General features: G+C 33.8%; 10 protein-coding genes. 9 read left to right on the forward strand and 1 reads right to left on the reverse strand.

Annotation, left to right across the window (positions count from 1 at the left end):
• The first annotated feature begins 223 nt into the window (after positions 1–223).
• The 3 genes from AC1VAQ_RS19985 (at position 224) to AC1VAQ_RS19995 (ending at position 3,612) form a co-directional block, all read left to right on the forward strand.
• Complete coding sequence (locus AC1VAQ_RS19985; protein ID WP_302599906.1) at positions 224–1,570, forward strand: glucose-6-phosphate isomerase; 1,347 nt, start codon at positions 224–226, stop codon at positions 1,568–1,570.
• Positions 1,571–1,825: 255 nt separating this feature from the next.
• Positions 1,826–2,344: a transcription repressor NadR gene (locus AC1VAQ_RS19990; RefSeq protein ID WP_302599905.1), complete on the forward strand. Its 519-nt coding sequence runs from the start codon at positions 1,826–1,828 to the stop codon at positions 2,342–2,344.
• A gap of 176 nt (positions 2,345–2,520) precedes the next feature.
• Positions 2,521–3,612 carry a PTS sugar transporter subunit IIC gene (locus AC1VAQ_RS19995; RefSeq protein WP_303244282.1) on the forward strand — a complete coding sequence of 364 codons (1,092 nt, stop codon included), beginning with the start codon at positions 2,521–2,523 and terminating at the stop codon, positions 3,610–3,612.
• Here the strand turns inward: AC1VAQ_RS19995 and yyaC are convergent.
• Positions 3,607–4,185, reverse strand: coding sequence for a spore protease YyaC (yyaC, locus tag AC1VAQ_RS20000; protein WP_302599901.1), 579 nt, complete (start codon positions 4,183–4,185; stop codon positions 3,607–3,609). The two genes, AC1VAQ_RS19995 and yyaC, sit on opposite strands and share 6 nt — an antisense overlap.
• Before the next feature lie 385 nt (positions 4,186–4,570).
• On the opposite strand from yyaC, the gene AC1VAQ_RS20005 reads away from it, so the two are divergent.
• The 6 genes from AC1VAQ_RS20005 to pdxT all read left to right on the forward strand — a co-directional run bounded on the left by AC1VAQ_RS20005 (position 4,571) and on the right by pdxT (position 11,636).
• The gene (locus AC1VAQ_RS20005; RefSeq protein WP_479904447.1) at positions 4,571–6,088 is read left to right on the forward strand and encodes a LysM peptidoglycan-binding domain-containing protein; all 1,518 of its coding nucleotides are present in this window, start codon (positions 4,571–4,573) and stop codon (positions 6,086–6,088) included.
• Positions 6,089–6,183: 95 nt separating this feature from the next.
• Positions 6,184–7,650, forward strand: a complete 1,467-nt coding sequence (locus AC1VAQ_RS20010) for a glycogen synthase (RefSeq protein WP_302599899.1) — start codon at positions 6,184–6,186, stop codon at positions 7,648–7,650.
• A 183-nt stretch (positions 7,651–7,833) separates the two neighbouring features.
• Positions 7,834–9,018 carry a DUF5711 family protein gene (locus AC1VAQ_RS20015; RefSeq protein ID WP_302599897.1) on the forward strand — a complete coding sequence of 395 codons (1,185 nt, stop codon included), beginning with the start codon at positions 7,834–7,836 and terminating at the stop codon, positions 9,016–9,018.
• A gap of 1 nt (position 9,019) precedes the next feature.
• Positions 9,020–9,703, forward strand: a complete 684-nt coding sequence (locus tag AC1VAQ_RS20020) for a CvpA family protein (protein WP_302599895.1) — start codon at positions 9,020–9,022, stop codon at positions 9,701–9,703.
• 477 nt (positions 9,704–10,180) lie between these two features.
• The gene (gene pdxS, locus AC1VAQ_RS20025; RefSeq protein WP_302599894.1) at positions 10,181–11,059 is read left to right on the forward strand and encodes a pyridoxal 5'-phosphate synthase lyase subunit PdxS; all 879 of its coding nucleotides are present in this window, start codon (positions 10,181–10,183) and stop codon (positions 11,057–11,059) included.
• A gap of 1 nt (position 11,060) precedes the next feature.
• On the forward strand, positions 11,061–11,636 hold the full coding sequence (gene pdxT / locus AC1VAQ_RS20030) for a pyridoxal 5'-phosphate synthase glutaminase subunit PdxT (RefSeq protein ID WP_302599893.1): 576 nt from the start codon (positions 11,061–11,063) through the stop codon (positions 11,634–11,636).
• Positions 11,637–11,983 lie beyond the last annotated feature (347 nt).

Here is an 11,983-nt window from a genome sequence, read left to right on the forward strand (position 1 = left end):
TTTTCTATTTCTAGACTAGTAAAATACTATGGAAAAGTTAATTGTCTACAGCCTGTAGAAGCTATAGTTATAGCTTCTTTTCTTTTTATATGATGTTTATACTGATTTATATGATGTTTATACTGAAAAGAATAATTTAGTATTTAAAAAAACTGAAAGTTAGATTATAATAGAATATGTTAAAAAAGTATATTAACCTGTCGATATTAGGAGGATTTAAGTAATGAATAAAATTACTGTTGATTACTCTAAAACTGGAGTACAACCCCACGAAGTAGCATATTTTAAGTCACAAGTAGAACTTGCTCATAGCATGTTACATGAAAAAACTGGAGCAGGAAATGACTTTTTAGGATGGATTGACTTACCTGTAGATTATGATAAAGGCGAATTTGAGCGTATCAAACAAGCAGCTAAGAAAATTCAAGACAACTCTGATGTACTTATTGTTATCGGGATTGGTGGTTCTTACCTTGGTGCAAGAGCTTGTATTGATGCATTAAGTCATACATTCTACAATTCACTTAGCAAAGAACAAAGAAAAACTCCAGAAGTTTACTATGTAGGAAACAATATTTCAGGCACATACCTTAAAGACCTTTTAGATGTATGTGAAGGAAAAGAAGTTAGCGTAAACGTTATTTCTAAATCAGGAACAACTACAGAACCAGCTATCGCTTTCCGTGTATTCAAAGAATTTATGGAAAACAAATATGGTAAAGAAGCTGCTAAAGAACGTATCTTTGCGACAACAGATAAAGCAAGAGGTGCACTTCTTACTTTAGCGCAAGAAGAAGGATATGAAACATTTGTTATTCCAGATGATGTAGGTGGACGTTTCTCAGTACTTACACCAGTAGGTTTACTTCCAATTGCAGTAGCAGGTATCAGCATTGATGATTTAATGAAAGGTGCTGCAGATGCAAGAGAAGAATATTTAAACCCTAATGTAGAAGAGAATGAATGCTACAAATATGCAGCAGTTAGAAATGCTCTTTTAAGAAAAGGCAAAACTACAGAAATTATCGTAAACTATGAACCATGTCTTCAATATTTTGGTGAATGGTGGAAACAATTATATGGTGAAAGTGAAGGTAAAGATGGTAAAGGTCTTTACCCATCATCAGTTAACTTCTCAACAGATCTTCACTCATTAGGTCAATACATTCAAGATGGTCAAAGAATGTTATTTGAAACAGTTATCAATGTAGAAAACCCTAGAAAAGATGTAACTCTTCAAGAGGAAGCATCTGATTTAGATGGACTTAACTACTTAGCAGGTAAAACAATGGACTTCGTTAACAAAAAAGCTTTCGAAGGAACAATTTTAGCACACGTTGATGGCGGTGTACCAAATGTAGTTGTTAATATGCCATCTATTGATGCTTATAACATGGGTCGTATGATTTACTTCTTCGAAAAAGCATGTGGTGTAAGTGGTTACTTATTAGGTGTTAATCCATTTGATCAACCAGGTGTAGAAGAGTACAAAAAGAACATGTTTGCTTTATTAGGCAAAAAAGGTTTTGAAGCGTTAAGAGAAACACTTTTAGCTAGACTTCAAAAATAAGATATTATATAGTTCAGTTTTTTATAAAGGTGGTGGCACGAAAGTGCTACCGCCTTTATTTTTTTAGAGGGAATGGATAAGTTGGGGAATATAGTTTTCCTTCGAACGCATTTTCGTCCAATCTTTGGGAGTATAGTAGATACTTAGTGTTAGTCACTTTATTTTAATAGGGCTTGTGCTATAATAAAAAGAGAAGAAACTGATAATACTTAAAGGTTCCTATAGATTGAAATGATAATAAGGAAGGAAATAAAAATGGACGGTGAACAAAGAAGAGTAGAGATATTAAAAGTACTCAGTGAAAATATAAAGCCAACAAGTGCCACCTTTTTAGCAAATAAATTCGAGGTAAGCAGGCAAGTTATAGTGCAGGATGTTGCTCTGCTGCGTGCGAGTGGCTATGATATATTAGCTACAGCTAGAGGGTATATTTTAAATAAAGAAGTAGCAACAATGTGCCAACGTGTTATTTTAGTTAAACATGATAAGATGCAAAGTGAAGAAGAATTAAATATTATTATTGATAATGGGGGACGTGTAAGAAATGTTATTATCACTCACCCTATTTATGGGCAACTTGTAGGTGACTTAATGCTACGTACACGAAGAGATGTGAAACAATTTGTAGAAAAACTTCATGCAGATCATGCAATGCCTCTTTTAAATTTAACAGAAGGTATGCATATGCATACTATAGAAGCAACAACAGAAGAAGATTTAGATATTATAGAAGAAGAATTAAAACAACATGGTTTTATAGTAAATCCTTCATAGAAGAAAAGAAATATTTATATAAATGAAAGAAAAAGCCAACATTGCGATGTTTCACAGTGTTGGCTTTTTCTTTAGCATGGAAAGGTTTATAAAGTGTAAAGTTAAATGTTTGACTACTGTCATGACACATGCTATTATGTATACAAAATTATATGAAGCTTAAGGGAGGAAATGATATGGATAATACCAGTAAATGGCGTATTTATGGTAAGAAGTTTGTAAATCGCTATTTAATAGATGGATTAAGTGGCATGGCACTAGGGCTTTTTGCAACTTTGCTTATTGGAACGATTATCAAGCAAATTGGTTCTTTTATGCCAAATCTATGGTTGGGCCAATTTTTAATACAACTTGGACAGATTGCAACAGTACTTACAGGTGTAGGCATTGCTGTAGGCGTAGCTCATAATCTAGGTGCAAGTAAACTTGTGTTATATTCAAGTGTGCTAAATGGTATTATTGGTGCTTATGCAACCAAGGTATTGGCAGGTACTTTAATTACAGAGGGGGGAATATTATTAAGCGGACCGGGAGATCCAGTAGGTGCATTTGTTGCAGCTGTCATCGGGGTTGAGGTTGGCAGACTGGTATCAGGTAAGACGAAGTTAGATATTTTATTAACACCAGCAACAACAATTTTAGCTGGTAGCTTCATAGCCCTTGCAGTAGGACCTACTCTTGCTAGTTTCACAACAATGTTAGGGAATTTCATTGCGAGTGCCACAGAACTTCAGCCATTTTTCATGGGAATAGTTATTTCGGTAGCCATGGGAATCTTTTTAACACTGCCAATTAGCTCAGCGGCTATTGGGGTAATATTGGGATTATCAGGTATTGCAGCAGGTGCAGCTACAGCTGGATGCTGTGCGCAGATGGTAGGTTTTGCAGTGATGAGTTATAGAGAAAATAAAGTTAATGGTCTTATCGCACAAGGTGTAGGAACATCGATGCTTCAAATGCCTAATATTATTAAAAATCCTAAGATATGGTTACCACCGATATTAGCAAGTGCCATTACAGGACCACTTGCTACGGTAGTATTTCATTTGGAAAATGTACCAGCTGGCTCAGGTATGGGAACCTCAGGTCTCGTAGGACCTCTGTTGATGTGGCAAACGATGATTGAGCAAGGAGCCAATGGTAGCATTTTACTAGTACAGATTTTGTTGATTTGTTTTGTTTTACCAGGTGTATTAACCTGGGGCTTTGCGATGATACTTCGCTCACAAAATTGGATTAAAGAAGGCGATTTAACGCTTAACTTATAAAAGATTATAATACCTCCAGAGACAATACTTCATACCAGAAGAAATAGTATCTGCCATGCGCATAACTAAAGAAAGTCTGGTGTTTTGAAGCACAACCATATTCATAAGGCTACTAAAATTTACAATGCCTGTAATATGAAGATGTCCTACTGGAGGTAATTCTTTTTTAACGCCTGCGCCTGGTGTAATGGCACCTTCTCCAATAGTTAGGCAACCTACATTATTAGCAGCACCTAAACAAGCATCAATAGCTAATATAAGCGCATTTTGATGCTTCTTTAAAATAGATTCTAGGGTCTCTTCTAGGTTTTTAGCGTGTACGGGTTCATCTAAGGTTCCGTATAATGTGACCTTCTCTTCATGTAAATCTTTAAGCTTGTATCCTACTAAAGGACCAAGGCTATCTCCTGTTGCCCGATCTGTTCCTATACATACAATTACCAACTCATCATTATGGTAGGGCAAATAAGTGGCAAGGTAACTATGAAGCTCGTTGCAAAATATGCTAAAATGATTTGCTTCATTAATGTTGATGTATAGGGGGGAGGTCTTGTTACTCCACTCAGAATTCATTCGTTATCACCACTTTCACAATCTATTGTTATAGTTTGCCACTTTTTCTAGGATTTATTTACCACTTTTATTAGAATTTCTTACAAACTTTCTTGAAGCCAATAAAATCAATACTTTTAAAAATTAAATTTTACTAGTAATAATTTTTGTATCGTTAAAAGGTATATACTCCTATCAAATTTATCCACTAAAAAATATAAAATATTTGTGTACTTATAGAAATAAAACGTATATTACGTTACAAGTTGGTAAAAAAAGTAAAAAAAGTTTTAAAAAAGGAAATAAAAAAACTGAATTTATCGACACTAAAGATTAAAATATTTAAGCACCTTATAGTATCCTTTAGGAAATGGATATAATGGATAAAAATGGAAGGGGAATACTTATGGGAAAAATATCTTATAGACCAAAAAAGAATCAAGGTAATAAGGATAATAAAAATGATCAGGACATGTATTTTAACAAGGATAGCCATGTAGAAGAACAACCTAAAATAGATGAAGTACAAGAAGAAGTCATGCATGAAGAAAATGATGCAGTTAACTTTTTAGATCAATCTGAGTCATTAGAGCAAGAAACAGTAGCTACAGAATATGAAGAGGTTACTGAAGGCGTGGAAGAGATTGAAGCTAGCGGCATGAGAGAGATTCCTAATAAAAGTAGACGTGAGAAGAAAAAGCTAGACAATGTAAAAATGGTTGGAGATATGGACTGTGAGTACCATATTTATATGGAAGATTATGTTTATACATATATTTATCAATATGCTTATGCAGATTTATCAAAAGAAAATGCAGCGATACTTATTGGTGAAGTTTATCTAGATAGTAAAGAAGCAATGATTACGGGGATGATTCCAGTAGATGCTGCAAAACTTACAGATGGCAGTGAGTGGATTAATCTAGATGTTGTCAATGAGATAGAAGAAATTAGAAAGCAGTACTTCCCAGATCAAGATATCATTGGATGGCTTCATATGCAGCCAGGTTATGGTACGATGCTTACAATGAAAGAACTTAGAGAACATAGAAGTGTTTTTGAAGGAGCAGGCAGTGTGTTTATGTTAGTAGATGCACTTAATAAGGTTGAAACAGTTTATGTCTATGAAGATGATGAACTAAAAGAACAAAGTGGATACTGTATGTATTATGAACCTAATGAACCTATGCAAAAATATATGGTAGAACATCCTTTTGCTAAGAAGGAGACAGAAGAAATAAAGGATACGGTAGTTAATCAATTTAGGGAGATTGGTAAGATAAGAAAAGAAGAATATTTACAGAAGAAAAATATGAGTTTTACAATTATGGCAGCAGCAGTTATTTTAGTGGCATTAACTGGTGTAATCGTACGTATGAATGCTACAAAAAATATACAAGATAACAAGGCAGCAACTGTTATGTCAAATGCTATTGATGATAACGCCACTAGCTCTGATATTAATGGTATCCTTGTACAACCTAATGATGCTTTAGGAGAAGAAGTAGGTGAGGCTGATGTTTCTAATACAGATGATTCAAGTGAAGATGCAACACAGGCAGATGAAAAAGAGACTAATTCAAATGTAGTTGATGCGAATGGACAAAGCGAACAAGAAGATAAAGAAGAAGTACCAACAATCTCTCAAGAAGAAGTAGTAGGAGATACAGAAACTGAAGATAAAAAAGAGGAAGTACAGCCAGTCAAAGAAGCTGATGAAGTAAGTACTGCACAAACAGATACAAAAGCAGCAAGTGATACGGAATATGATATTTATGTGGTGAAACAAGGGGATACATTAGCCAATATAAGTTATGATAAATATGGTGATGCTAAAAAATCATTAGAAATTGCTAAAATTAATGGTTTAGATAGCACTAACAATATTTATGTTGGACAAGAGTTGAAAATGCCCAAAAAATAAAGAAAAGTATTTAAAATTAAACAATTTACTGTACAAATTGTCTGCAAAAAGTGTATTATAAGAGGAGGAAAGAGTTCAAATTAGGAGGTATCATTGTGAACAATCGACCACTAAAGTGTTTGTTTGTATCAAGTGAGGTTGTACCATATGCTAAAACTGGTGGTTTAGCAGATGTTGTAGGTGCATTACCTAAGAAGTTACGTGAGCGAGGAATAGATGCTAGAGTAGCGATGCCATACTATCAACGTATAAAAGGAAAGTTTTTTGAACATGATAAACATTTTTTAACAAGTTATGATGTTTATTTAGGGTGGCGTGTACAAGGCGTTAGCTTGTATTTTGATGACTCTATCGTACCTACTTACTTCTTAAAGAATGATACATATTTTTCAAGAGATGAATTGTACGGATATCAAGATGACTATGAACGTTTTGCCTTTTTCTGTAAGGGTGTACTTGAAATGTTACGTCATATTGATTTTATGCCCGACATTATACAATGCAATGACTGGCAAACAGGACCATTATGTTTATTACTCAAGGATATGTACAGTAGAGACACCTTCTTTTCTAGAATTAAGACAATATACACCATTCATAATTTAAAGTATCAAGGTTTATTTGGCAAAGAAGCCTTGGATGTTTTGGAACTTTCAAATGATTATATGAGTCCAGAACGCATTGAGTATCATGGTGCAGTAAGTTATATGAAAGCAGGACTTATTTATTCTGATAAAATTACTACAGTTAGTCCGACATATGCCGAAGAAATCAAGACTTATGAATATGGATGTGGACTCGATCGCTTATTAGGTGAGAAGTTATATTATAAAATTGAGGGGATATTAAATGGCATAGATTATGATTTATATAATCCGGAGACAGACCCTCATATTTATGTCAATTATAATGAAAAAACATTAGATAAAAAGAAGGAAAATAAATTAGCTTTCCAAAGAGAATATGGCCTAGAAGAAAGAGATTGTATGCTGATAGGTGTTGTTTCACGAATTACAGATCAAAAAGGGTTTGATTTAATGAAGCAGCAAGTCTATGATACTTGGGTAATGGACAAGATTATGGAGTTAGATGTGCAGTTTGTCATATTAGGAACAGGCGAAAAAGAATATGAAGATATGTTTAAGTACTTTGCAAATAAGTATAAAAAGCGTGTGTGTGCATTCTTAACCTTTAATGAACCATTAGCACAAAAGATATATGCATGCAGTGATATATTTTTAATGCCGTCCCTATTTGAGCCTTGTGGCTTAGGACAACTTATAGCTATGCGTTATGGAACAATTCCTGTAGTTAGAAAGACGGGTGGATTAAAGGATACTGTAATTCACTATAACAGTCAGACAAAAGAAGGGACAGGTTTTGAGTTTGAAGATTGTTCTGGCTATTGGATGTATAAAAAAATTGAAGAGGCTTATAATTACTATAATGTCAAAGGGCAGGAAGACTTCAAACAAATGCAGCACAATGGCATGAATGCAGGTTTTTCTTGGGATGATGCAGCTAAAAAGTATGAAAGAGTATATCATTCCTTAGTACGTTAAGAAAAATAGCTTATAACCTAGAAGGCTAATCTAATATAGAAGGACTACTATACTAAGGAAGGTAGTCCTTTTATGCTGGAATAATTTAGGCACATTTTTCTGCACCTTATTGACTTTTACTTTGAATTAACAATAGAGTAGTGTATGATAAAGTCATAAGTAGTAATTAGAGGAGGCAGTAAGATGGCTAAGAAAATAAAGCGAGGGCCAATTAAACCGACTACTTTGGTATTAGTCCTTATCATAATAGGTATAGTGGGGTATATAGGTGCAAGTAGATTAGGGGGATTTTCATTAGCAAGTGGTACGGTGAACTTAAGTGAAAGTAAAGATATCATAACGCTAGATATAAAAGATAATGATTATATTGGTTTAAATAGTAAGCAGATTATTAGAATTAATCGAGATGGTATTACAGCATATGACTTAGAGGGGTATGAAATTTGGTCAGATACATTGAGTGCCAATAACTATATTGTAAAACAGAGAGAGCCATACATAGCAGTAGGGACTAAAGATGGGAGACAAATTTCTTTATTTAATACGAAGGGAAAAGTAACGGATATTGTCTGTGATAATAAGATTACTTACTTTTCAGTCAATGAACAAGGTGGAGTGAGTGTAATTCAAGACTTAGAAGGCGGCAATATGGTAGCAGCCTATGATGTGAATGGTCGATACTTAGGTGGCATGGTGAGCTATACTAAGATGGAAGGATATCCAACTAATGTAGAATTGTCCCCAGATAATAAGTTATTAATTGTAAGTTACTTAAAAACAGATGAACCCGTTTTAACTTCTTCGATTAGAGCTATAGCAATGCAGCAAAGTAGCGATGAAGAAGGAGAAGGTGTCAAGTATGGTTTTATGGAGAAGGATAACTTGATTTATGAAATAGAGTTTATCAAAGATAATGTTTGGGTAGGCGTTGGTGATAAAAAAATAACCTGGTATGATTTAGGTGGAAATGAAATAAAGAGCATTACAAACATAAATTCTGTTTTTAGACCATACTTATACAAAAGAAGCAGTTATGGGGATGGATTCTTGCCAATAGTTGCAACTGATAATGCCGCGGCTAGTATCATTCATCGTAAGGATAAACTTACTTTTTGGGATGCAAAAGGTGCAAAAACATTTGAAACAGATTTACAAGTAGCAGCAGATTATATTTATGCAGATAGCAGAGGCGTTATAGTAGGTGCAGGAAACCAATTTGCTGGCTATAACAAAATAGGTACTCAAATATTTTCATACAAAAGCAGCGTTGATGTAAATAAAGTGTTTTATTTATCAGAGAGTAGAAAAGGGATTGCCGTTACAAAAGAAAAAGTAATGTTATTAACACCAAAAAGAAAGGTGGGATAAAATGTTAGATCTTTTTATTTTAGTTGTATTATTGATATTTGCATTTGTTGGAAGCAAGAGAGGTTTAATAGATACAGCACTGACGTTTTTCAGCTCATTAGGGGCATTGATTTTATCATTTATCATTTATCCTGTCATAAATGTCATTTTAAAGATGACGCCACTTTATCTACATATTAATGAATGGATAAATAATAGAATAAGTGCGATTAATTTTGGTACGGGTGTTCAAGCACAAGGACACGCTATTATAGAAAATATTACATGGTTACCAGAATTTGTGGGTGAGGCATTAGTAAGAAACAATAATACAGAAGTTTACAAAGTATTAGGTGCTCAAAATGTAGTAGATTATGTTAGTATATCAATTACGAATATAGTTATTTCCATGTTAGCAGTACTTATCACATGGTTTATTTTAAAATGTGTTTTAGTAGGTAGTTTACGTATGGTAGGCAATATGGTGGCTAAATTACCGGTTATTTCTAGCTTTAATCATTTGGGCGGTTTTTGCATAGGGCTTATAAAAGGACTACTTACATTTTGGATTGTGACACTGATTATACCATGCATTATAGCTATTCCTGCATATCAAGATTTCGAAACATATATACAAACGAGTATATTATTCAAATGGTTATATGAAAATAACTTAGTGGTACTAGCATTGCAACAGTTATTTTAAAGTAAAAATAGATAGATGCATATTTTAGCGTATGAGCTAACTTCTAGATATGTATGGGAGAACGAAAAAAATTAATTAGATATTGTTAGAGAAAAAGAGTTGTTGTGAAACTATTTGACTAGTTTCACAACAGCTCTTTTGTATTTTGAAAGTAACTTATTAACTTTTTTTCACTTATGTGCTCGGAATAGAAATAGACACTTGGTACTATTTTGCAATCCCCTCTTTTGGTGATTTTAAGCTTAAGGGAGATGGTATTCTTGGCTTTGTGATATGAAAAAAATTGTACCGTAATAATAAGTAGTGTAATGATACAATTCAAATGTATGGATACAAAGTTTAAAGAAAATATAAATTAATCTAAAAATATTTTCTTAACTTAGAAAACATGCTAAGATATCATTAATTTCTAGGAAAAATAGATTAAGTGTATCGATACAATGGAAAGTATATTATAAAATAGAGGGAGAATATAAAATGAGTGATAGATTAGAATTAAATAAGAACTTAGCACAAATGTTAAAAGGTGGCGTCATTATGGATGTTGTTAATCCAGAAGAAGCTATTATTGCAGAAAAAGCAGGCGCAGTAGCTGTTATGGCATTAGAACGTGTACCATCTGATATTCGCAAACATGGTGGAGTGGCAAGGATGTCCGATCCTAAAATGATTAAAGAAATTCAAGCAGCAGTAAGTATTCCTGTTATGGCAAAGGTGCGTATTGGTCATTTTGTAGAAGCACAAATTCTTGAAGCTTTAGAAATTGATTATATTGATGAGAGTGAAGTTTTAACACCTGCAGATGAAGATTATCATATCAATAAACATGACTTTAAAGTGCCTTATGTATGTGGAGCACGTAATTTAGGAGAAGCACTTAGACGTATTGGAGAAGGTGCATCTATGATTCGAACAAAAGGAGAAGCTGGAACAGGAAATGTAGTAGAAGCTGTAAGACATATGCGTACAATGAATAGAGATATTGCCAGAGTAGTAGGCGCAACACCAGAAGAGCTTATGACTATTGCTAAAGAACTAGGTGCACCATATGATCTTATCCTTTATGTAAAAGAAAATGGAAAGTTACCAGTTGTTAATTTTGCAGCAGGAGGAATTGCAACCCCAGCAGATGCAGCGCTCATGATGCAACTTGGTGCTGATGGAGTATTTGTAGGGTCAGGGATATTCAAATCATCAGATCCAGAACAAAGAGCACGTGCCATCGTAAAAGCAACAACATATTATAATGATCCAAAAGTATTGGCAGAAGTATCAGAAGGTTTAGGAGAAGCAATGGATTCATTAGATATTCGTCAGCTTGATGAGAAACAACTTTATGCTACAAGAGGGTGGTAAAATGAAAAAGGTAGGCGTCTTAGCACTACAAGGAGGCGTAGAAGAACATCTTCAAATATTAAGTCAAATAAAAGGGGTAGAACCAATTAGCGTAAAATATTTAGAAGACCTAAATAATATAGAAGGACTTATTATCCCAGGAGGGGAAAGTACAACGCTAGGAAAACTACTTACTATATTTAATATGTTAGAACCTTTAAAGGAAAAGATTAATGAGGGGCTACCGATATGGGGGACTTGTGCAGGAATGATTCTTTTAGCAAAACAGATTGAAAATGATACAACAAAGCATTTAGGTGTCATGGATATTACTGTTAGAAGAAATGCATATGGCAGACAGCTAGGTAGCTTTGAAACAAAAGCAGTTATAGAAGAAGTAAGTCAAGAACCGATACCACTAGTATTTATTAGAGCACCTTATGTAAGTGAAGCAAATGAAAATGTAGAGATACTACTAAGAGTAGACGGTAAGATAGTAGCGTGCCGAGAAGATAATATGTTGGCAACAGCGTTCCATCCAGAGCTTACAAAGGATAAACGTTTTCATGAATATTTTGTGAGAGAGTTTGTTAATTAAGAAAGTAAAAACAGAGTAAAAACTGCTAATGAAAACGAAGGTTTTAGTAGCAGTTTTTACTCTGTTTTGTATAAAAATTAATGCAAGAATTAAGGCGGGGGAGAAGGTGAAAATATGACATATAATAGGGTGTAGAAGTAATGAAATAAAAAATGAAAAAAAGTTAAAAAAAGTGATTGACAGTTATCAAGTGACATGATAATATAATACATGTCGCTGAGGCAATGAGCTTCACGAACAACAAAAATGAACTTTGAAAACAAAATAGTAATCATATAAACCAGTCGATTCGTTAAAGTCTTTTAAAAAGACGAGAATCAGTACAACTTTAGTACTAAGTAATTTAG

Source organism: Cellulosilyticum sp., assembly GCF_982396655.1.